The organism is Dactylococcopsis salina PCC 8305, assembly GCF_000317615.1.
Classification (GTDB): domain Bacteria; phylum Cyanobacteriota; class Cyanobacteriia; order Cyanobacteriales; family Rubidibacteraceae; genus Halothece; species Halothece salina.
This window is the reverse complement of record NC_019780.1, coordinates 931,768-952,620: the sequence shown is the minus strand read 5'-3', so window position 1 is coordinate 952,620 and position 20,853 is coordinate 931,768. Positions and strand designations below refer to the sequence as shown.

Here is a 20,853-nt window from a genome sequence, read left to right as displayed (position 1 = left end):
GTAACTAATCTATGGGTTCAACTTTTGCTCGATATAAAAGTTTATTTCCGTGTCGATACCCAACATAACGGACTTTTACGGTTGGTTCGGGTTCAACGTTTCCCGATAACAATTGGTGCTGTTGAGGATTATAAGTGACAACTTCCCCCACTTGTCCAATTCTTTCCACTCGCCAAAATTTGAGTAACTTCTCGAAGGGATTAAGTAGTTTTATCACTCGTTGGGCTGGTAATTCGGGGTTTTGCTCGATCGCGCTCACTACTGTGGGCCACTGCAATAACCAAGATTCAATGATGTATAAACTCTCTCGTTCAAACTGTTCTCGCGTTGATAACACAGGAGAGGAGGTTTCCCCAGAAAACCACTCAATCAACTCATTGACACTCACGCCTAAAGTTGATCCTAAAGCCAATAACACTTCTACCCGCATTTGTTTAATTTTTCCCCGACGTAAATGCAGAATTTGCTTTTTCGATACGCCAGTTTGTTCACTTAACTGTTTAAAATTAGTAATTCCTACTTGTTCCATTAGATTTTTTAATCTAAGCGTATAGTCGGAAGTTGTTGATTTAGTCATGCAAAAAGCGATGAATTCTGTTTTGATTTTATTGGTGATTACTTACGCTCTCAGCCTTATTGGCTCTTTTCTTGCTATTACTTTAGCCCTTCCTCTCGCCGAACGCCAAGAAGAGTTAACACTTTTAATCACGGTTCAGGGGATTTTGATTGCTGCGGCGTTGGGATTTTATTTCGGAAAAAAGACTTGATCTTAAAATCGTTCATTTTGAACAATCTCTCCCAATTCCCATTCGCTATATTAATCAAAACTCAATCTTTCCTTTGAAAAAAAGTCTTTCTTGGGAAAGATGGTGAAAAATGTCAAGCATTCTTTATAATTATTAACAAATCAAGCAGCAGACTTATCCATCAAGTAAAACAGTGAGGTCAGCTATGGAATTATCCTTAGAACAAGAATTCAATGTTCGATCGTTTGAAAACCAAGTCAAACACATGAGTCGAGAACAGGCACAAGCGTTTCTCGTGCAACTCTATGAACAGATGCTAACACGAGAAAATATGTACAAAGAATTTCTCAAACACGAATGGGGAATTGATCAAGGCTACTCAGCATAATCTAAATTAGGCTGATCGACCTCTGTCTCTTGCTTGATCGCTTCAGTTGAACAAGCTGGGGAAAATGGGGCGCTTCAGTTACCAGTTACCAGTAATTCAGTTAACGAATAACAAATAACGGTTTCAGCAAGTCTTATGGTAAAGTGGGTTTAATTGCCAAACTTTTCTGTAACTCATGTTTAAGCGTTGTCTAATTTGTACGGATTTTACGGACGGCTTAGATCGTTTCGCCTCTTTTGTCCCTAGCCTCAGTGCTTCTGGTGTAAATTGTCTTGTCTTCCTTCATAGTGTTCCTTATTGGGAAGAAGGAGAAATTCCCCACGTTGACGAAGAAAAAGTGGAAGCAGCGAAGAAACGATTGCAAGTTGCTTTGGAAAATGTTCCTGATGGGATTGAGGTGAAAGTAGAAGTTCCCAGTGGACGACCGAGCGATACCATTCCCCGCATTGTGGAACGGGAAAAAATTGAGATTGTTTTAGCAGGGACACCAATTCGTAGTTTTTTACAGGAAAAAGTATTTGGTAGCACCAGTTTAAGTTTAGCGCGGGCAACATCCGCACCGTTAATGATTTTTCGCCCCAATCAGATCTCGGTTTATACGAAAGAGGAATTGGAGTTGCGCTGTCAGCACTTATGGCGATCGATGCTCATTCCCTACAACGACAGCGAAGCCGCGCAATATTTAGTCAAACAGATCAAGAATTATTTTGAAAATGATGGCGCTTCTTCCCTAGAAGAATGTATCCTGCTTTGGGTGATTAATGAAGGCGGACGGATGCCAGAAGAAACCGTCAAAGCACGTCAAGAAGAAGCGGAGAAACGAATTGCAGAAGTAAAACAAGACTTAGAAAGCATTGGCTTAAAAGTAGAGACACAAGTGCGAAGAGGAAATCCGACGGTAGAAATTATTAACGCCGTGATGACAAAAGATGTGAGCGCGATCGCAGTCGGGTCAGACGATCGAGGAGGCTTATTACAATGGACAGTTCCCAGTCTGGCAAACGAAATCCTGCGGAGTAGTTGGTATCCCGTTCTATTTTTCTCCCAAGCTCGATCGTAAACCGAGTTTAAAGCCCTGAAACATTACTCGGTGCGTCAGTACCCCTTTGAGATGCCATTGTCTAGGTTCTAGTAAAAAAGTATGTGTCATCCTATAAGAAACGGCTGAGGTCAAAATTCGGAGGAGGGTTCGGCTTGCGATAACGTTCCTGATTTAAAACCAACAGCAACCGATCGCTGTAATCCACCGCACCCCGTAACGCTTCCCCTAGTAATTCTAATCCTCCATTTGCTGCTTGTTCGATCAGTGTTACCCGTTGCGTTTGTGCTTGGGCTTCATAAGGAGATAAAATACTTGTATCTTGCCAATGCGCGATCGCAATCAGTTTAATTGCCCAATCATATCCTCGTGAGAGAAATATCTCTAAACTAATCGGTGCGGGGTCATTACTAATTCCTGTGGTGATCGGAACATACTTCTGATGTTTTCCCCCATAAGCCGCCGCAAACATGATGACATCAGCATAGGTTTCAAATGTCCCTCTGCTTTCTTTCTCTCTAATTAACGCTTGTACTAAACTTGCTTTGTCTTTCGCCACTCGCACTCGATGCACTGACATCTGTTCGATCGCTTGCTAGGTTTCTACTCTCCGATTTTACCAGAGATGTCGGTTGGGTGAAGAGAAGCGAAACCCAACTTAAGGTCAGCCCCCTAACCCCCAATCTTGGGGGAAATTAATAAGAGATGTCGGTTGGGTGAAGAGAAGCGAAACCCAACTTAAGGTCAGCCCCCTAACCCCCAATCTTGGGGGAAATTAATAAGAGATGTCGGTTGGGTGAAGAGAAGCGAAACCCAACACTAATTAAAATCGGTTGGCGTACCATATTTTCCCAATTTTACCCACTGCTTTTCCTTATGGTTACTCTTTGATAATGCGTTAATTTCTTATGCTCGATCGAGGCTTGTCAATACGGGGAGGGGGGATATGGAGAACCAATTTCCTTGCTTTCAGGGGCGTTTTCCAAAATTGGCAACACTTCCCATTATCTAAAAATACTTTATCAGAAAGCTCGATCGAGCGCCACCCCTGAAAAAATTTTTGCTTTTAATGGCTTCTCTGGGTGTAGAGGTTGGGGATGATGTTAAATTCAACTCTAAATCTGATTGCATACCATATTTTCAGATTTTTGCCCACTGGTTTTTCTTATGGCTGCTGCTTAATTATTTTGGAAAGTTCAATGCTCGATCGAGGCTTGTCAATACGGGGAGGGGGGATATGAGCAACGAATTTCCTTCCTTTCAGGGGCGTTTTCTAAAATTGGCAACACTTCCCATTATCTAGAAATACTTTATCAGAAAGCTCGATCGAGCGCCACCCCTGAAAAAAAATTCGCCCTTTTCTGGTTTCTCTTGATTTGTTATTTGTTATTTGGTATTTGTTATTTGTTATTTGGTATTTGGTATTGGCGAAAAAGGTATCGTGGAATGGGAATGATGCTTTATTCAACATGAAGATTCATTTGCATACCATATTTTCTTGATTTTGCCCACTGCTTTCACTTATGGTAAGTCTTCAGGATTTCCTTAAATTCTGATGCTCGATCGAGGCTCGTCAATACGGGGAGGGGGGATATTAGGAACGAGTTTCCTTGCTTTCAGGGGCGTTTTCTAAAATTGGCAACACTTCCCATTATCTAGAAATACTTTATCAGAAAGCTCGATCGAGCGCCACCCCTGAAAAAAAATTTTTTGCTTTTAATGGCTTCTCTGGGTGTAGAGGTTGGGGATGATCTTTAATTCAACTTAAAATCTGCTTGCATACCATATTTTCAGAGTTTTGCCTACGGTTAATGATTTTTTTGTCGTCAGCTTAATCTAACTTAATGTTCATTTCGACCCCTAACCAGAGAAGAGGAAATCGCAAGCAGCCAACGAAACGATAGGAGTTTGATGGCAATATTTTTAAAATTGGCACTACTTCCCATCATGGTACGGTAATTTTATAACGGAACAGGCTATTTGGCAAGAGTAGCGTTCTCAAATGGCGAAAATTCGTTAAATGTTAAGAATAATGTAGCAAAGCAATAAATAACAATTACAAAAGGCAAGAGGCAAGAGGTAAAAGGCTTGCATGCAAAAGGCAAGAGGCAAAAGGCAAGTTGCCTTAGGCAAGTTGCCTTAGGCAAGAGGCAAAAGGCAAGTTGCCTTAGGCAAGTTGCCTTAGGCAAGAGGCAAAAGGCAAGTTGCCTTAGGCAAGAGGCAAAAGGCAAGAGGCAAGAGGCAAGAGGCAAGAGGCAAGAGGCAAGAGACAAAAGTGATTTAATAATTTAAGGTTTGATAAGAGCAGAAATCATTCTAGTTTCTTCTGAATATTCATCGACAAGCTGTAATTAAAACTTGGATTGCACAAATACTCGATCGAAAAAATAACATTTCCCCCAATCCTGATTAATGTCTTAATAACTTTTCTCTTAATTGCTTCACTCGATCGCGCAAATTAGCGGCTTTTTCAAATTCTAACTTTTCTGCTGCGTCCTTCATTTCTGCTTCCAACTGTTCCACTAATTGCGGAATCTTATCTAAAGGTAACTCATCCGCTTGTTCATATACCATTTCCAACTGCTGAGAATTTAAGCGGCGAGAAATATCCAAAAAGGAAAGAATCGAATTCTTTTGTTTCTTAACAATAGATTGCGGTGTAATCCCATGTTTCTTGTTATATTCAATCTGAATTTTTCGTCGTCGTTGTGTCTCTTGAATCGCCTGATCCATGCTATCAGTTAGCTGATCGGCATATAAAATCGCCTGTCCATCTACATGACGCGCCGCACGTCCCATGGTTTGAATGAGCGATCGTTCTGATCGCAAAAACCCTTCTTTATCTGCGTCTAAAATCGCGACTAAAGACACTTCTGGTAAATCTAATCCTTCCCGTAATAAATTCACCCCAACTAACACATCAAACTTCCCTTGTCTCAAATCTTGTAAAATTTCAATCCGTTCGATCGAGTGAATTTCTGAGTGTAAATAACGGACTCGAATCTCTCTTCCTTCGCAATACTCCGTTAAATCTTCTGCCATTCGTTTCGTTAAAGTCGTGACTAAAACCCGCTCATTTTTTTCTGATCTGATTTTAATTTCCCCTAATAAATCATCAATTTGTCCTTCAGTTGGGCGCACAAAAACTTCTGGATCAAGAACCCCTGTTGGACGAATAACTTGTTCCACCACATTCCCTTCTGATTGTTCAATTTCCCAATCCCCAGGAGTTGCGGAAACAAAAATACATTGATTGACTTTTTCCCAAAATTCTTCAGCTTTTAAGGGACGATTATCCGCCGCGCTAGGCAGTCGAAAACCATGATCAATTAAAACTTTTTTCCGAGATTGATCGCCATTATACATCCCTCTTAATTGCGGAACGGTGACATGAGATTCATCGACAATTAATAACCAATCATCGGGAAAATAATCCACTAAACATTCGGGTGGACTTCCTGCGCTTCGTCCTGCTAAATGACGGGAATAATTTTCAACGCCATTACAATAACCCACTTCAGTTAGTAATTCTAAATCATACTTTGTCCGTTGTTCTAGTCGTTGCGCTTCTAAGAGTTTTCCTTCCTTTTCTAATTCCTCTAATCTTCCTTTTAATTCTGCTTTGATTTCCTCACAGGCTCTTTCTAACTGACCATCAGGAGTAACAAAGTGACGCGCTGGATATAAATTAAGTCCTTCTAAACTCTTTAAAACTTCTCCTGTTGTCGGATCAACATAACGCAACGCATCAATTTCATCTCCAAAAAACTCGACGCGAACAATGCGATCTTCATACGCGGGAACAATCTCTAAAACATCTCCCTTTAAACGAAATCTTCCTCTTTGTAATTCCGTATCATTACGAGTGTATTGAACCGACACTAAATCTCTTAATAATTGACGTTGATCTGTTTCTTCTCCTAAGCGTAAAGGAATTGCAGCTTTCAGATATTCACTCGGCATTCCTAAGCCATAAATACAACTAATAGAAGCGACAACAATGACATCTTCACGTTCAAATAACGATCGCGTTGCTGAATGGCGTAACATATCAATTTCGTCGTTAATCGAGGCAGTTTTTTCGATGTAAGTATCAGAAACAGGAATATATGCTTCTGGTTGATAATAGTCGTAATAACTAATAAAATACTCTACCGCATTGTTCGGGAAAAATTCTCGTAACTCATTACATAATTGGGCAGCTAAGGTTTTATTATGTGCTAAAACTAAAGTGGGCTTGCTGATTTTTTCAATAACATTAGCAACTGTATAAGTTTTTCCTGTTCCCGTTGCACCGAGTAAGGTTTGGAAACGGTTTTTGTTGAGAAGAGATTCGGTTAACTGCTCGATCGTGATCGGTTGATCGCCTGTCGGTTGATAAGAAGATTGTAATTGAAATGTTGACATTTTTCTAATAATTAAAAGGAGCAATCAGGAAGTAGAATAATGAATAATTTACCAATTAAACATTTAAATCAAGACTTAATTAACACCGTAGCGAAAGAGGCGACAAATAGCGAAAGATTACGGAAAAACTATAACTTCCACGAACTTTCTGACAAAGTGCAACGCTTTATTAACATTATGCAACCTGGAACTTATGTCCGTCCACATCGCCATACTCGTCCAGAGGAAATGCAGGGGTTTGAATTTTTTATTGCCTTACAAGGAAAAATTGGAGTCTTGTTATTTGACGAATCGGGAAACGTGATCCATACTGAAACTCTTAGTCTGGAGGAAGGTAATTATGGGATTGAAATTGCAGAAGGAACATTTCATACACTGGTGGCTTTAGCCCCAAATACAGTGATGTTTGAACTGAAAGAAGGCCCTTATATTTCCACCAGTGATAAAGATTTTCTCCCCAATTTTCCTCAAGAAGGAACGACGACAGCGCGAGAACAAGTGAAGATATGGGAATCGTATTTTGTGGGAAATGCCAAACCTTCCTATAATAGGAAGTGATCCCCGAAAAACATAAAAGTTTAGGATTAGATCATTACCATCTGATGAAAAGTAATGTTATAGTTGATCCCCCCTAACCCCCCTTATTAAGGGGGGGATAATTGGTTGGATCGTCTCGTAGCGCTAGTTTATTAAAATGGTGTTATCAATCGTTATAAACGCCCAAGACCACTGTTAAGGAAAATATTATGAGTGAAGAACAAGTGCAAGAATTTGCTACTTTAGAAGCAGAACAGGAGCAAGAAACCCAAAAAGCCACTTCAGAAACAAAAGCCGCAACGGGAAGCAAAGATTCCATCACCTTAAGAAGAACTGAAGAGAATCGTCCTGTCGGTGATGGAAAACTAGAACTTTGGGGGACATTTCGCACCATGGGTGGTGATCGTCCCATTCTGGCGAGTAAATTAAGCGTTGTGGAAAGTTTCCGTACCATGGGAGGAAGTCGTCCCGTTTTTGCGACACAGTTACCCACAGTGGGTAATTTCTATTCTTCAGGAAGTCGTCCCATTGGCGCAAGTGTGCTTAAAATTGACGAAACCTATTCTAATTTTGGTAATCGTCCAGTTGCTTCTAATCAAATTGATGACCCAAGTTTATTAATGGGTTATATTGATTAGATTTTGATGCTAATCATCTAATTTGTGGCGAAAACAATGATTCTCCCTTGTGGAATACAGGGGAGTTTTTTTATTGTCTTGATTCTGTCGAGAGAAGGAAGTAGCTCGATCGCGCTTTTGTTATATTAAATACCAAGCTAGAAAAAAGTACAAATATTGTTAATAAAAAAAACTTAGAAAAATGACACATAAACCCGATAAAATAAAATCCAAACCTCGACAGAAAATCGATCGTAATTCCCCCTTCCCTTTTCCGCAAGACACCCCAAACAAAATGGGAAAATCAACCGCAGTGATGGAAAGAGAAATGAAGCGGATGCTTCTAAAAATCCATCAAGAACAAAGAGAAAGCATTGCTGATGAGTTCTTAAAAAAACTCCCAGAAAAAGGAATAACAATTGAGGAGTTTCAAGCCAATTTTTTGCTTTCGACAGTTAATCCCAAACAAATGAACTCGGAAGAGATTAGCAAGTTGGCAACTTACATTTATCAACATGATCCAGACACCTTTCAAAGTGTCCTCACGCAGCCGAATCGAGTCCAGTTTTTGAGTCGTCCAATTTTATCCGCGATCGTTGGTATCATGGCATCAAAATGGTTAAATTGAAATATAATTTAGTCGAGTCGAAACACTCCAGCTTCCCTCAAAAACAATAATCAAAAGCGATCATGACTTATAGGCAAAACCCCAAACCCGACTCCTCAGAAGAGGACTCTCCATTGGACGAACCTTCCTCACCTCAGTCTTCTAAACTCTGGCTTCGATCGATGCTAATTCTCATCTTATTAGGAGTCGGCGGTGGTGTCGCGGCTGCGTGGTATTTTATCTATTATCGACTTTCTCCCACTGTGGAAAAAAGCATCACTCCTATGATTTCCCGTCCTTTGGAAATGGGAAAATTGGAAGCCTTCTCTCTCACTTCTCTTAAATTTGGAAAAACCGTTCTTCCTCCCAGCGAAAACTATTCAGAAACTGTCATTATTCCCGCGATTGAGGTTGACTTTACTCCCTTAAAACTGATCACACAGCAAACCCTCAACCTTGATGTTACTCTCATTGAACCCGAAGTCAAAGTTGAACAAACCACAACTGGACAATGGTTAACCACCCAATTCACTCCTCAACCTCCTGGTTTCCTGAAAATTAACTTAAATACTCTCACCGTTGAAAATTCAAAAATCGCACTGTCTCCTCGTAACGAAACTGGAGAATTACAAACACCTGTTAACCTGACACTTCCTCAACTCAAGAGTCAATTTTTCGACAATAACCAACGGATTCAATTCCAACTGGAAAACCTCTCTGTCACCGACACGACTGGAAATCTTAATCTCGAAGGAGAAGCAAATTTGGAATCGGGAGAAGTCGAAGTTAACGTCACCAGTAACAACCTCGCCATGGAAGAGTTAGCAAGGTTAGTCACTTCTCCCCTTGCTATCAAAAGCGGCAATATTAATCTCAATACAGACGCAAATATTTCTCTAGATGGTCGTCTCCCCAGTTTTGAAGGGACAGCATCCTTAAACGACCTCAGCGCCCAACTCGATCAGTTTAGCACTCCCATCACCGATACCAATGCTGAAGTGCGTCTCTCTGGACAAGATATTATTGTCGAAGACTTTAACACTGAATTTGGAGATATTAGCGCTGTCGCCACTGGAAGCATTAATCTGGCGACGGGTTATGATCTAACAGCGACCATTGAACCGACTCCTATTTCTAATCTTCTCGCGGCTGTGGATATGGAGTCTTTAGAAACTCCTGTTAGCGGTACGATTGAGGCAAAAATTGCGATTACAGGGGCGTTAGAGAATCCTAAAATTAGGGTTACGGCGAACAGTACCGAAAACATCAAACTGGATGAACTGGAATTTAGTGCGTTTCAAACGGAGTTATCTGTAGAAGGAACAGAAGTGGTGGTGGAAAATTTCCAAGCCACTCCCACCACTGGAGGCGAAATTATTGCGACGGGAACAATTGGTTTAACCCCGAAACAAAAAATTGCTCTTGAGGTCGAATTAAATGACGTTTCAGGGGAAATTGTTCGTCCCTATCAACCTAACCTTCCTGCTGATTTAGGGATTCTCAATGGGGCTGGAAAATTAACTGGCGCGTTAAGTGATTGGAAAAGTCTCCAAGGAACAGGTGAAGCGAATTTAGCCATTGCGGGAGGAAGTGTCACTTTACCCCAATTAGAATTAGCTCAGGGTCGTCTCCAAGCCCAAATTGATGTTAATAGTTTACAACCCGAACAACTGACAGATCAAGTTCCTGAACCATTACAGAATCCTGTTTCGGGAGAGTTTCGTTTAAACGCGAATTTGGCTGACTTGTCTCCAGAGAAGGTAAGTGTTATCGGAGAAGGGAGTTTAAGCGTTCCCAACGGGGAAATTGGGGCGACTTCTATTGTGTTTAATCAGGGGAGGTTGAACGCAGATGTGAATTTTAGTAAGATTCCGATCGCGCTCTTTGTGCCACAAGCCCCACCTGAATATAGTGATGAATTACTCTCAGGACGCTTTCAAGTCAGCGCTGATGTGGGAGAGTTATCCCCAGAAACCATCAGTCTTACGGGAAATGGCAATTTGAACCTCACCAGAGGGGAAATTGGCGCGACAGCAATCACCTTTAATCAAGGACAGTTGGAGGCAAATGTTAGTTTAAAACAAATCCCGATCGCGCCATTTTTGCCAGAAGAATCACCAGAAAACAATGAGTTGCTCTCAGCACAGTTGCAAGTTAGCGCTGATGTTACCGAATTTGATGTCAATACCATTCAAGGAAACGGATCAGGATCAGTTACAATTAGTGGCAACGATCGAGCTTCGATCACGCTTTCTGATCTGCGTTTGAATCGTGGCAATTGGCAAGGAAATCTCGATGTTAGGCGCTTAAAAGTCTCGCCGTTTCTTCCAGAGTTACCGATACAACTAGATGAGGCTTTAGTCAGTACCCAATTAAGCGCTCAGGGAACATTAGACAATTTAACCCCAGCAGGAATCAATATGCAAGGGAGTGGGGAAATTAATCGCATCCTTGGCGGGAATATTGTCGCTGATTTAATTCGTCTGGAAGCGGGAGGATTTCAAATTGTCGCCTCTCCCCAAAACTTACAACTCGGAAAAATTGCCGAAGAATTAGAAGGGGATGTGGGAGGAGAAGTTACCGTTGAAGGAACACTAGAGAGTTTAAGTCCTGCTGGAATCACTGCTCAAGCTGATTTAAACTTTAGTCAGGGAGTGGCTCTGATTACAAATCCTCTTCAAACTCAGTTACGTTGGAATGGTGAGCAGATGATTTTAGAAGAAGCAACCGCAGAAGACTTTTTTGCTGCTGGCTCGATCGAGCTAGACTTAGAAAAAGAAGGAACTGAGATCATCGAACAACTAGATTTAACCGTTGACGCGGAAAACCTCGACTTAGCGCGACTTCCGCTTCCTCAAGTTGAACCAGTAGGTAAAATTGATGTGCAAGGGTTAGCGAACTTTTCAGGAAACCTCAAAGGAAACATTGATCAGCCGCAACTTCAAGGAGAAATTCGGCTGGAAAACTTTGCGGTGGAAAGATTTGACTTTGATTCGGAAATGGTGGGAGGAATTGAAGCGAATGCTCGACAAGGAGTTTTACTCGACCTCACTGGCAATGATAATAACACGCCCGATCGCATCCAAATCGGATTATTATCTCCCGACGAAAATGATTTATTACCCCTAGAACCCTTATCCCTTCTCATTAAACGCAATCAAGCCACCATAGAAGGCATCCGATATGGGGAAGAATTTGATGTCAGTTTAGAAAACCTTCCCCTCGACTTGCTAAAAGACTTTGCCCCTCTCCCCCCAGAACTTGCCCAGCAACCCGCATCAGGAGAATTAGAAGGAGAACTAACCGTTAATCTCAATAACTATAATGTGCTGGGAGAACTTGCCCTCATTAAACCATCTTTAGGGCGCTTTAACAGCGATCGAGCCAGCGCCAACTTCACCTATCGTAACAACACCGTCACCATCCGAGAAGCCCTCCTCAAAGAAGAAGCCAGCACCTATCGCGGAAATGGTCGTCTTACCCTAACCGAAACCAACCCAGAATTTGAAGCCAACCTTAACATCGAAAAAGGACGCATTCAAGACATCCTCAGCGCCCTACAACTCTTTGATATTTCCGACATCAATCAAAACTTTGCCTCTCCCGAATATGGCAACGCCAACGACTTAAACGTCTCCTCCCTCGACATTCAAAACCAACCCATAGAAACCCAACTGGAACGCTTCTCTGAAATTAAAGCACTTTTGGCTCAACTGCGAGCAAACCAAACCGAAACCACCGCCATCCCCCCTCTTGGCGCCGCCCAAGGCAACTTTAGCGGTAACATTAACCTCAAAGGAACATCTTTCGCCCTTCCAGACATTCAAGGAGAATTTAGCCTTGACGGTGACAGATGGCAATGGGGCCCCTATCAAGCCGAAACCGTAACCAGTAAAGGAAGCGTCAACAATGGCGTAATTACCCTTCTTCCCGTGCGTCTCGCTTCAGAGGATAGTTTTATCAACCTTTCTGGAACATTTGGAGGGGAAAACCAATCCGCACAACTACGAGTGAATCAAATTCCCGTTGCTACTGTACAAAACTTTGTAGAACTGCCAGAATTTATTGGCGTTAGCGGTTTTATCAACGGTAGCGCCACCGTCGCCGGTACGCAAGACAACCCCAGCGCACGAGGAGAACTAGAAGTTTTAGAAGCCACCCTCAACGAAAGTCCCATTGATAACATTCAGGGAAGTTTTAGTTATAGCAACTCTCAACTTAACTTCTTTGCGAGAGGTTTATTAACCCCAGAAACTGAACCCGTTACTCTCAGTGGCGATATTCCCTACCAACTCCCCTTTGCTTCCGTTACTCCTCCTTCCGAAGAATTAAGTATTAGTATGAATCTCAAAGATGAAAGTTTCAGCTTACTTGATGTAGTGAGTAACGGACAACTGACTTGGAATGGCGGTGAAGGAGAAATTAATCTCGCCATTACTGGACCCTTTAATCTAGAAAACTTCCAATTTGAGAACTTAACCACAGAAGGAGTCATTCGTCTTGATAACGCCAGTATTGGCACCGCTTTTATTCCCGAACCCTTAACCGACATTCAAACCCTTGTTGAATTTAACTTCAACAAATTAAACATTCAAGAATTTAACGCCAACTTTGGCGGCGGTGAAGTGACCGCAACGGGGGGACTAGCATTATTTGACCCCAGTGTCACCAACGACAGCCTCAACCTCAACTTAGAAACTCTTACCGTCAATGTTCCAGACCTTTACGAAGGGGATGTGGCTGGTAAGATAAACATTGCTCAAACCGCACTCGAACCTGAAATTGGCGGCGAAATCACCGTTTCTGATGGAGAAGTCATCCTCGCGGAAACCGAGACTCCCACCGCAACCGAAGGTCAGGAAGAAGCAGATATGAGCAACATTGGTTTTAGTAACTTAAATATTATTTTGGGAGAAAATCTCAATGTGGTTCGTCCGCCAATTATGGACTTTCTCGCTGATGGTCGTTTAGTCTTGAATGGAAATTTAGCCGCTATGCGTCCTCAAGGAACAGTCACCTTACAACGAGGTCAAGTCAATATCGGACCGACCCAATTTCGCCTCGCGAAGGGTTACGAACAAACCGCCACTTTTGTCCCCTCTCAAGGATTAGACCCAACTTTAAATGTGCGTTTAGCTACCTCTGTGGCGGAAACCAGTGGTAACTTCAGCGAAGATAGTGGCGCAGAGGAAATCAATGTTAGTTCTGGGTTGGGAACATTACAGTCCGTGCGAGTAGAAGCATTAGTACAAGGACGCGCCAGCGAGTTACAACCCGGACAGCTAACAGCAAATAATAATGTCTTAACTTTAAGCAGTGATCCCAACCGTAGCGAAACTGAAATTTTAGCACTGCTCGGCGGTGGTTTAACCAGTGGTTTTGGACAAGGAAATACAGCGTTAGGATTAGCGAATTTAGCTGGTTCTACCTTTTTCGGAACGTTTCAAAATACCATTGGGGATGCTTTAGGGTTGAGTGAGTTTCGGATTTTTCCGACTTTAATTCCCACAGAAACCGAAGAGGGAGAAGAAAGTTCTGGTTCGGCTTTAGGCTTTGGCGCAGAAGCGGGAATTGACATTAGTAATGATTTTTCTTTTTCAGTGCTAACCATTTTTAACGCTGAACAAACTTTTCAGTACAGTGTGCGCTATCGTTTGAGTGATGATATTTTATTCCGAGGTTCTACGGATTTATCAGATAATGATAGCCTGATTATAGAATATGAAACTCGGTTTTAACGCAATTGTCATTATTTATTCAGAGTTAAATTAAAGTTAACCTTTTGTTAAATAAACCATGATGAAAGGATTAGAGAAACTTCTTATGATTAGGGATAGAATCATAAACGTAATATCACCAATCAGGTCGCCGTGCTGTCATCAAACGCTACTCATCTGAATCCCAATTCGACCATTGCTCAATTAGAAACGCATCAATATCAAGTGGATGCTGATACGTTGGGGGAAGTCGTTTCTACAGAGTTTAAAAATCATCCAGATTTACCAGGAGTGATTGTTAAAGAAGGAGAAGCAGTATTAGGGGTGATTTCTAGACGGAAGTTTCTAGAACAGATGAGTCAACCCTACAGTATTGAATTGTATTTGCGTCGCCCAATTCGAGTGCTGTTAGAGGTGATGGAAACTGATACGCTTACCTTAAAAGAGGATTCTGCCATTAATGAAGCAGTAAAAAGGGCTTTAAATCGTCCTCTAGATTTACTTTATGAACCGATTATTGTGCAGAGAAAAGATCAATCTTTGGAGTTGCTAGAATTACATAATTTGTTGTTGGCGCAATCAAAGATTTTTGCACAAGTAAATAAAATTATTAATCAACAAAAAGAAGAAGCGCGTCAGTATGCTGAAAATTTAAAACAAGAACAAGCAAAAGTTCGAGAATATACTCGTCAGTTGGAACAGGAACAGTTAGAGGCACAAAGACGCAATCAGGTTTTGGAAATGCAACGGGCGAAGTTATCTCGACAGGCGAACGCCATTTCAGAGTTAAATGATCGTTTTGTGCAGTTGGGAGAGTTATTGTCGAAGGAAGGAAAGGAAACCTTTGCTCAGATGTTAAGTAGTGTGGAGGCGATTTCTGATTCTACGGCTCGCATTATCAACATTGGTGAAGGGTTTAAGGAGGAATTAGAAGTGGTGAATAGTGCGACGCAGTTGATTGAGCGCGTCAGTCAACAGGTGCGTAATTTGTCGATTCAAGTGGCGCTGGCGGCGAATCGCCCAGGCAGTGGCGCGCAAGGACAAATGAGCGGGTTAAGTCGGATTACAACGGAAATTGGCAATTTAGGGAGTAAAACCTCGGAAGCGACAACGGAGGTGAATCAGATTGCTTATCGCTTTAAGGGTCAAATTGAAGACTTGACCAGTGCGGCGGCTGAAAGTGAGGAGGTGGCGCGGTCTTTGGTGAGACGTTCTCAGCAAACTCAACAAGCGCTGGATGAGTTGGAACGCTTGCTCAATGAGCATCGAGAAGAGGATACTGCGGTTGATTATGTTCAGGACGAAAATACTGCGGAACAGGAAGCAAGCAATGTTTAAAGATGGGGAAGATGGGGGAGATGGGGGAGATGGGGGAGATGGGGGAGATGGGGGAGATGGGGGAGATGGGGGAGATGGGGGAGATGGGGGAGATGGGGGAGATGGGGGAGATGGGGGAGAAAAATCGCTCCCTTGTCTCCCTTGTCTCCCATTGCTCCCTTGTCTCCCATTGCTCGATGCTTTTTTGTTGAAGAAAAGCTAAAATTTGATTAGAATAGATAAGTTTTTTGTAATTTTTTTTAGTGTTCTTATGTTCTTCAGCGAACTAACACCGATTTGGAAAGAACTCACCGCACAACCGATTACGTTTACAGGCGGATTGGTGTCTGGATTTTTACGCCTCAATCCCAACCAAGACCCCCTGAAAAGCTGGCTCTCTCAACAGGGAGCAACGTCTTCTGATGCGCCCAGTGGTCAACGTAGTAATGCGCCTCAGTCTATTAATATTGAATGATGATTCTGTAATGGCGGTACAGTGTTGATGATTTAATCTTTTTTCTGTCATTACCTCAAGAACTGATTACAATGTTGTCAGAGATTTCGTCGTCTCTGGCTCTTAATTTTGATGATCGATCGCCCTTTTTGTCTCGGTTTCGAGATCAAATAACAATTGGGGATCGGTTGCCTTATGCTGAGAGCAAGCAAAGACGGTGACAATTAATTTGGTTATTAAAAAAGATGAAGCAACCTGACAGAAACGGAAGCTGGGATCAATTGCGATCGAACAATGAAAAATGTCGGAGAAGTCGATCGTTTGCGCCCCCGTAGTGATGGTTAAGTTGTCATTTTTGTAAGAAAGGCTACAATCATGGCTAGGACTTTCGGAGTTAATCACTCCCATAAACAGTGAGGGATGGGAACACTCAACCTCCAAGGGGGAAAGGGACAGAAAAAAGTCCAAAATAATTAATAAATGATTCAGATCATTTGAGAATGAAAACGATAAGAGGAAAACGAGCCTTATGGTAAACGCACTAACCAACCAGCAGCAAAAAAGCGAACTCGAACGCTTAATTGAGGAGCAAAGTCACGAAGCAGCGCAAGGAAACACAGTAGCGCTAGAAGTGGAGCCGGCGGATTCGGATTTAGAAAAAGAAGCCCTTTTAGAAGCTGAACCTCCAGAAGAAGCGCCACAAAAAATAGAAGCAACAACTACAAAAGAAGACAGCAAAAAGAAATCTTATACAGAAGATTCAATTCGGCTTTATCTACAGGAAATCGGTCGGATTCGCTTATTGCGGGCTGATGAGGAAATTGAGTTAGCGCGGAAAATTGCCGATTTATCGGAGTTAGAGCGCACACGCACGGAATTAGAAGCTACCATCGGTTGTGAACCCACAGATGAGGAATGGGCCGAAGAAGTGGGACAAGCACTCCCGAAGTTCCGTCGTCGCTTGCTGTTGGGACGCAGGGCGAAAGAGAAAATGGTGCAGTCTAACTTACGGCTAGTGGTTTCGATCGCGAAAAAGTATATGAATCGGGGGTTATCTTTTCAAGATTTGATTCAAGAGGGGTCTTTAGGTTTAATTCGCGCTGCGGAAAAGTTTGATCACGAAAAAGGGTATAAGTTTTCTACTTATGCAACGTGGTGGATTCGGCAAGCGATCACTCGCGCAATCGCGGATCAATCACGAACAATTCGTCTTCCCGTTCACTTATATGAAACCATTTCTCGCATTAAGAAAACCACTAAGATTCTCTCTCAGGAATTAGCGCGAAAACCCACTGAGGAAGAGATCGCCGAACGCATGGAAATGACGATCGAGAAATTACGGTTTATTGCTAAATCAGCACAATTACCGATTTCTTTAGAAACGCCCATTGGCAAGGAAGAAGATTCTCGTTTAGGGGATTTTATTGAAGCGGACGGAGAAACCCCAGAAGATGAAGTTTCAAAAAGTTTACTCCGAGAAGATTTAGAGGATGTTCTCGACACACTGAGTCCTCGTGAACGAGATGTTCTAAGACTGCGCTACGGCTTAGAAGATGGACGGATGAAAACTTTAGAAGAAATTGGACAGATTTTTAACGTCACCCGTGAACGGATTCGACAAATCGAGGCGAAAGCATTAAGAAAGTTGCGCCATCCCAACCGCAACAGCATTTTAAAGGAGTATATTCGCACTTAAACCCCCTTCTTCTTAGCCCCCCTTATTAAGGGGGGTTGGGGGGATGATCTCAAAGCTGCACGTTTTTAATATTCTCTCTGGGGTCTTCCTGGCGAGTTTGACGAATTTTCTCATAGAACTCCCGTTCTTTAGCGGTGATATTTTTAGGAATCGTCACATTGACACGGACAAATAAATCACCTCTTTCCCCTTTTGGCTTCGTCCAGCCTTTTCCTCGCAAACGCAAAGATTGACCCGATCGAATCCCCGTCGGAACTTTTACCGATACTTTCCCATCAGGAGTGGGAACTTCGATATTACCTCCTAAGATCGCTTCATCAGGAGTAATGGGAACTTCACAGATTAGATGGTCATCTTCAAAGCGGAAAAAGGAATGAGGTTGCAACTCAACATTGAGATATAAATCCCCTCGATTGCCATAAGGGCTGGCTTTTCCTTTCCCTGGAACACGAATGCGGCTGCCTGGTTTTGCGCCACCTGGAATGCGAACATTAACTACTTCATTACCGATACTGAGGCGTTTTTGTACCCCTCGGAAGGCTTCACTAAAGGTTAAACGGATGGTCGCTTCTGCATCCGCACCCACGCTAGTTGCGCCACCAACGCCACTACCAAAGTCGCTAAACCCACCAGGGGAGGTTTGATATTTGTAACGGGTGCGTGTTCCCCCTGTGGTGTTGAAACGTCCGAGGAGTTCATCAATAAATTCTTCAAAACTGCCATATTGGCTAAAGTCAAAGCCTCCCATATCGTTCCCAAACCCTGTGGTTGTGGTGCGAGCGCGATCGCCCCGTTGTTGGAATTGGTCGGCTTGTTGCCAATATTGACCAAATTGGTCGTATTTTCTCCGTTTTTCGGGGTCTGATAGCACCTCGTAGGCTTCACTGACTTCTTTGAAACGATTTTCTGCTTCTTTGTCGTTGGGATTTCGATCGGGGTGATATTTGAGAGCAAGCCTACGATAGGCTTTTTTGATGTCACTTTCAGTGGCATTTTTGTTAATTCCGAGAATGGAATAATAATCTTTAAAGTCTGTTTTTGCCATAATTATCCCTGCTTCCTTTATAGCACTAGGTAGTTGCTTATCATTGGTGTTGGGTTTCGCTTCACTCCACCCAACCTACGTTTTTGGTGTTGGGTTTCGCTTCGCTCCACCCAACCTACGTTTTTGGTGTTGGGTTTCCCGTGGAGACGTGCCATGGCACGTCTCTACCCAACCTACGTTTTTGGTGTTGGGTTTCGCAGCGAGGTTAACTTTCTTTACATTTTGTTACATTATAAAAGAAACGGTTTCGTTATTGTCCTAAGATGAGTCTAGAAATTTCGCCACAACAAGAGTGGTTGCGCGATCGCGCTCTCCAATTAATCATCTATCCCAGTATTTGGGTTGCTTTAGCCCTGGCTTCTCTCACCGCATTCAGCCAAGCAATGATGGGGTTAGAAAGCGATTGGCGACCAATTCTTTTTGTGTTTCTAGTTGCTCTCATTCCTTACAATTTAGATCGATTGTTTGATGCTTATGTCCAGAAAAGTTCTGACGAAAAAGCACAAGCCTATTTTCGCTCTAATTTTGGACTTTTAGCATTATTAATCCTCGCAGTTGGTGGCGTAATTACTTTACTGTGGTTTGCGCCGAATCCCGTGCGTTACGTGAGTTTGGCTGTAGTTTTTCCCCTAGTTTATGGCGCACCGATTTTCCCCATTCCTAGAGCTAAAAAATGGCGTTGGTATCGACTCAAAGATATTCCTGGCTCGAAGGCTTGGATTGTTTGTACAATTATTACTTACGCTGCGATCGCGCTTCCTTTAGCCTATGCCAAAACCGATTTCGACACCAGAGCGGCACTTACTACTTGTTTTATTTTTGCATTTGAAGGATCAAACGCCAACCTTTTTGATGTCCGCGATTTAGAATCTGATGCGAGAAAAGGAGTTTTAACTTTACCCTTAATGGTGGGACTTAAAAACAGTCGAATTGTCCTCACTGTAATGAATTTATTAATGTTAGGAATTGTGCTGTTTTATGGCAACGCTTCGATCGTTTCCTTTTATCCAGAAATTTTCAGCGCTACAGGATTAATGTTAATTTTAATTTGGACAGTTGACGAAGAAACTCCACTTTTATTTTACGACTTAATCATCGACGGCTTATTATTCCTCCCCGCGATCGTTTATTATAGTTTTCAATTCATTATTTTTTAGGAGCAAAAAGTAGGTTGGGTGAAGTGAAGCATAAAAAGTAGGTTGGGTGAAGTGAAGCGAAACCCAACACCAATTGGTCATTAGCATAAAAAGTAGGTTGGGTGGAGTGAAGTAGCATAAAAAGTAGGTTGGGTGGAGTGAAGCGAAACCCAACACCAATACCTGAACTTGATATGACGCGATCGTCTGATGACCCATGTTCCCCATTTCAAAGCAAAGGAGATCAACTAAATTTCCCAAATTAGATGATCAGAAGCCAAAAAATCATAACTAAAATGATCAACCTCATTGGTATCACTCAACTCTAAATTATAAAAATTAATCACATTAGCATCAAAATAAGGTCCCGCGTGCCACGTCCCTTTGTGAAGTTTAACAAAACAATTTCCAGGAATACAAAAGGCTTTTAATTGGTCAACATTAGGCTTTTGATCTTGGTTCGGAGGCGCAACTGCTAAAAACCAACTTTTCCCTTCTAAAGCCCCTAAACATTGAGTGCATAATTGATGACGGGTAATGAGATGAAACTGTCTTCCACGCTGTTTTAACTGCATAATATAAAAGCGTGGTGTTCCCTGACTTAAATCAAGTTTGGCATCAGTTTCGTCATAAGGTTTTCCATCTTCAGTCGGTAAAATTAACTCTCCATAAGGAGCAAAATTTTTCTGAGTAATCGCTTCTATTTCCAGTTTCTGAATTGTTGTTTTAGTCATGCTTTATTCACGCCGAACAGTCAATGTTGGGTTGCATTTCATTTTACCCAACCTACGATGTTGGTGTTGGGGTACATTTCATTTTACCCAACCTACGATGTTGGTGTTGGGTTGCATTTCATTTCACCCAACCTACGATATTGGTGTTGGGTTGCTGGTAGCTGGTGTAATTTTAGGAGGTAGTTTTAGAACAGGGAGAGTTAGAAGTTCGCTCTCGCATTAAAACCATTCCCCATGATAAAACGGGAGAGGTGATTATCCCCGCGGCGCGATCGTTTGATTTGGTGGTGCGCGCGATCGTTGTGGCGGCCCACAGCAGGAGGATTAACCGTGAGTGATGTGACAACAGAGGTGATCAACTCTCTGACTTGTTCTCTGATTCTATTCGGTGAACCGCACTCTTAAACGATTCA

21 protein-coding genes are annotated in these 20,853 nt (G+C 42.3%); 15 read left to right on the top strand and 6 right to left on the bottom strand.

What is annotated here, in order from left to right; translation table 11 throughout:
- Nucleotides 1-4: 4 nt before the first annotated feature.
- Nucleotides 5-577, bottom strand: coding sequence for a helix-turn-helix domain-containing protein (locus DACSA_RS04875; protein WP_041235332.1), 573 nt, complete (start codon nucleotides 575-577; stop codon nucleotides 5-7).
- Between the two features lie 10 nt (nucleotides 578-587).
- On the opposite strand from DACSA_RS04875, the gene DACSA_RS04870 reads away from it, so the two are divergent.
- The 3 genes from DACSA_RS04870 (at nucleotide 588) to DACSA_RS04860 (ending at nucleotide 2,194) form a co-directional block, all read left to right on the top strand.
- A complete protein-coding gene (locus DACSA_RS04870; protein ID WP_156800661.1) occupies nucleotides 588-767 on the top strand; it encodes a hypothetical protein in 180 nt (59 codons plus the stop codon).
- A 184-nt stretch (nucleotides 768-951) separates the two neighbouring features.
- Entirely contained in the window at nucleotides 952-1,134 is a 183-nt protein-coding gene (locus DACSA_RS04865) for an NblA/ycf18 family protein (RefSeq protein WP_015228689.1), read from the top strand.
- A 175-nt stretch (nucleotides 1,135-1,309) separates the two neighbouring features.
- Nucleotides 1,310-2,194, top strand: a complete 885-nt coding sequence (locus tag DACSA_RS04860; RefSeq protein WP_015228688.1) for a universal stress protein — start codon at nucleotides 1,310-1,312, stop codon at nucleotides 2,192-2,194.
- Between the two features lie 91 nt (nucleotides 2,195-2,285).
- Here the strand turns inward: DACSA_RS04860 and DACSA_RS04855 are convergent, their stop codons facing one another.
- Complete coding sequence (locus DACSA_RS04855; protein ID WP_015228687.1) at nucleotides 2,286-2,753, bottom strand: DNA phosphorothioation-associated protein 4; 468 nt, start codon at nucleotides 2,751-2,753, stop codon at nucleotides 2,286-2,288.
- A gap of 1,030 nt (nucleotides 2,754-3,783) precedes the next feature.
- Here DACSA_RS04855 and DACSA_RS20300 point away from each other — a divergent pair.
- Together DACSA_RS20300 and DACSA_RS20295 are read left to right on the top strand one after the other, a co-directional pair.
- A complete protein-coding gene (locus DACSA_RS20300; RefSeq protein ID WP_156800659.1) occupies nucleotides 3,784-3,924 on the top strand; it encodes a hypothetical protein in 141 nt (46 codons plus the stop codon).
- A 337-nt stretch (nucleotides 3,925-4,261) separates the two neighbouring features.
- Nucleotides 4,262-4,465: a hypothetical protein gene (locus DACSA_RS20295; RefSeq protein WP_041235330.1), complete on the top strand. Its 204-nt coding sequence runs from the start codon at nucleotides 4,262-4,264 to the stop codon at nucleotides 4,463-4,465.
- A gap of 117 nt (nucleotides 4,466-4,582) precedes the next feature.
- Here the strand turns inward: DACSA_RS20295 and uvrB are convergent, their stop codons facing one another.
- Complete coding sequence (gene uvrB / locus DACSA_RS04840) at nucleotides 4,583-6,580, bottom strand: excinuclease ABC subunit UvrB (protein WP_015228686.1); 1,998 nt, start codon at nucleotides 6,578-6,580, stop codon at nucleotides 4,583-4,585.
- A 39-nt stretch (nucleotides 6,581-6,619) separates the two neighbouring features.
- Here uvrB and DACSA_RS04835 point away from each other — a divergent pair, with 39 nt between their 5' ends.
- The 7 genes from DACSA_RS04835 to DACSA_RS04805 all read left to right on the top strand — a co-directional run bounded on the left by DACSA_RS04835 (nucleotide 6,620) and on the right by DACSA_RS04805 (nucleotide 15,850).
- Complete coding sequence (locus DACSA_RS04835) at nucleotides 6,620-7,138, top strand: WbuC family cupin fold metalloprotein (RefSeq protein WP_015228685.1); 519 nt, start codon at nucleotides 6,620-6,622, stop codon at nucleotides 7,136-7,138.
- A gap of 188 nt (nucleotides 7,139-7,326) precedes the next feature.
- Nucleotides 7,327-7,755, top strand: coding sequence for a hypothetical protein (locus DACSA_RS04830; RefSeq protein WP_015228684.1), 429 nt, complete (start codon nucleotides 7,327-7,329; stop codon nucleotides 7,753-7,755).
- A gap of 181 nt (nucleotides 7,756-7,936) precedes the next feature.
- Complete coding sequence (locus DACSA_RS04825) at nucleotides 7,937-8,362, top strand: hypothetical protein (protein ID WP_015228683.1); 426 nt, start codon at nucleotides 7,937-7,939, stop codon at nucleotides 8,360-8,362.
- 62 nt (nucleotides 8,363-8,424) lie between these two features.
- Complete coding sequence (locus DACSA_RS04820; RefSeq protein WP_015228682.1) at nucleotides 8,425-14,079, top strand: translocation/assembly module TamB domain-containing protein; 5,655 nt, start codon at nucleotides 8,425-8,427, stop codon at nucleotides 14,077-14,079.
- Between the two features lie 132 nt (nucleotides 14,080-14,211).
- The gene (locus tag DACSA_RS04815) at nucleotides 14,212-15,396 is read left to right on the top strand and encodes a CBS domain-containing protein (RefSeq protein WP_015228681.1); all 1,185 of its coding nucleotides are present in this window, start codon (nucleotides 14,212-14,214) and stop codon (nucleotides 15,394-15,396) included.
- Nucleotides 15,397-15,398: 2 nt separating this feature from the next.
- Nucleotides 15,399-15,587 carry a hypothetical protein gene (locus DACSA_RS20290; RefSeq protein ID WP_232225207.1) on the top strand — a complete coding sequence of 63 codons (189 nt, stop codon included), beginning with the start codon at nucleotides 15,399-15,401 and terminating at the stop codon, nucleotides 15,585-15,587.
- A 59-nt stretch (nucleotides 15,588-15,646) separates the two neighbouring features.
- A complete protein-coding gene (locus DACSA_RS04805; RefSeq protein WP_015228679.1) occupies nucleotides 15,647-15,850 on the top strand; it encodes a hypothetical protein in 204 nt (67 codons plus the stop codon).
- Nucleotides 15,851-15,952: 102 nt separating this feature from the next.
- Here the strand turns inward: DACSA_RS04805 and DACSA_RS04800 are convergent, their stop codons facing one another.
- Complete coding sequence (locus tag DACSA_RS04800) at nucleotides 15,953-16,297, bottom strand: hypothetical protein (protein ID WP_156800656.1); 345 nt, start codon at nucleotides 16,295-16,297, stop codon at nucleotides 15,953-15,955.
- A 61-nt stretch (nucleotides 16,298-16,358) separates the two neighbouring features.
- Between DACSA_RS04800 and rpoD the strand changes: the two genes are divergently transcribed.
- On the top strand, nucleotides 16,359-17,525 hold the full coding sequence (gene rpoD / locus DACSA_RS04795; RefSeq protein WP_015228677.1) for an RNA polymerase sigma factor RpoD: 1,167 nt from the start codon (nucleotides 16,359-16,361) through the stop codon (nucleotides 17,523-17,525).
- Between the two features lie 49 nt (nucleotides 17,526-17,574).
- Here the strand turns inward: rpoD and DACSA_RS04790 are convergent, their stop codons facing one another.
- On the bottom strand, nucleotides 17,575-18,570 hold the full coding sequence (locus tag DACSA_RS04790; RefSeq protein WP_015228676.1) for a DnaJ C-terminal domain-containing protein: 996 nt from the start codon (nucleotides 18,568-18,570) through the stop codon (nucleotides 17,575-17,577).
- 263 nt (nucleotides 18,571-18,833) lie between these two features.
- On the opposite strand from DACSA_RS04790, the gene DACSA_RS04785 reads away from it, so the two are divergent.
- The gene (locus DACSA_RS04785; RefSeq protein WP_015228675.1) at nucleotides 18,834-19,727 is read left to right on the top strand and encodes a UbiA prenyltransferase family protein; all 894 of its coding nucleotides are present in this window, start codon (nucleotides 18,834-18,836) and stop codon (nucleotides 19,725-19,727) included.
- Nucleotides 19,728-19,954: 227 nt separating this feature from the next.
- Here the strand turns inward: DACSA_RS04785 and DACSA_RS04780 are convergent, their stop codons facing one another.
- The gene (locus tag DACSA_RS04780) at nucleotides 19,955-20,440 is read right to left on the bottom strand and encodes an ureidoglycolate lyase (protein WP_015228674.1); all 486 of its coding nucleotides are present in this window, start codon (nucleotides 20,438-20,440) and stop codon (nucleotides 19,955-19,957) included.
- Between the two features lie 276 nt (nucleotides 20,441-20,716).
- Between DACSA_RS04780 and DACSA_RS22450 the strand changes: the two genes are divergently transcribed.
- Nucleotides 20,717-20,845: a hypothetical protein gene (locus tag DACSA_RS22450; protein WP_269544689.1), complete on the top strand. Its 129-nt coding sequence runs from the start codon at nucleotides 20,717-20,719 to the stop codon at nucleotides 20,843-20,845.
- The last annotated feature ends 8 nt before the right edge of the window (nucleotides 20,846-20,853 follow it).

Coding starts and splice junctions, on each gene's coding strand:
- DACSA_RS04875 (WP_041235332.1), bottom strand. CDS start 577: ATGACTAAATCAACAACTTCCGACTATACGCTTAGATTAAAAAATCTA.
- DACSA_RS04870 (WP_156800661.1), top strand. CDS start 588: ATGAATTCTGTTTTGATTTTATTGGTGATTACTTACGCTCTCAGCCTT.
- DACSA_RS04865 (WP_015228689.1), top strand. CDS start 952: ATGGAATTATCCTTAGAACAAGAATTCAATGTTCGATCGTTTGAAAAC.
- DACSA_RS04860 (WP_015228688.1), top strand. CDS start 1,310: ATGTTTAAGCGTTGTCTAATTTGTACGGATTTTACGGACGGCTTAGAT.
- DACSA_RS04855 (WP_015228687.1), bottom strand. CDS start 2,753: ATGTCAGTGCATCGAGTGCGAGTGGCGAAAGACAAAGCAAGTTTAGTA.
- uvrB (WP_015228686.1), bottom strand. CDS start 6,580: ATGTCAACATTTCAATTACAATCTTCTTATCAACCGACAGGCGATCAA.
- DACSA_RS04835 (WP_015228685.1), top strand. CDS start 6,620: ATGAATAATTTACCAATTAAACATTTAAATCAAGACTTAATTAACACC.
- DACSA_RS04830 (WP_015228684.1), top strand. CDS start 7,327: ATGAGTGAAGAACAAGTGCAAGAATTTGCTACTTTAGAAGCAGAACAG.
- DACSA_RS04825 (WP_015228683.1), top strand. CDS start 7,937: ATGACACATAAACCCGATAAAATAAAATCCAAACCTCGACAGAAAATC.
- DACSA_RS04820 (WP_015228682.1), top strand. CDS start 8,425: ATGACTTATAGGCAAAACCCCAAACCCGACTCCTCAGAAGAGGACTCT.
- DACSA_RS20290 (WP_232225207.1), top strand. CDS start 15,399: ATGGGGAAGATGGGGGAGATGGGGGAGATGGGGGAGATGGGGGAGATG.
- DACSA_RS04805 (WP_015228679.1), top strand. CDS start 15,647: ATGTTCTTCAGCGAACTAACACCGATTTGGAAAGAACTCACCGCACAA.
- rpoD (WP_015228677.1), top strand. CDS start 16,359: ATGGTAAACGCACTAACCAACCAGCAGCAAAAAAGCGAACTCGAACGC.
- DACSA_RS04790 (WP_015228676.1), bottom strand. CDS start 18,570: ATGGCAAAAACAGACTTTAAAGATTATTATTCCATTCTCGGAATTAAC.
- DACSA_RS04785 (WP_015228675.1), top strand. CDS start 18,834: ATGAGTCTAGAAATTTCGCCACAACAAGAGTGGTTGCGCGATCGCGCT.
- DACSA_RS04780 (WP_015228674.1), bottom strand. CDS start 20,440: ATGACTAAAACAACAATTCAGAAACTGGAAATAGAAGCGATTACTCAG.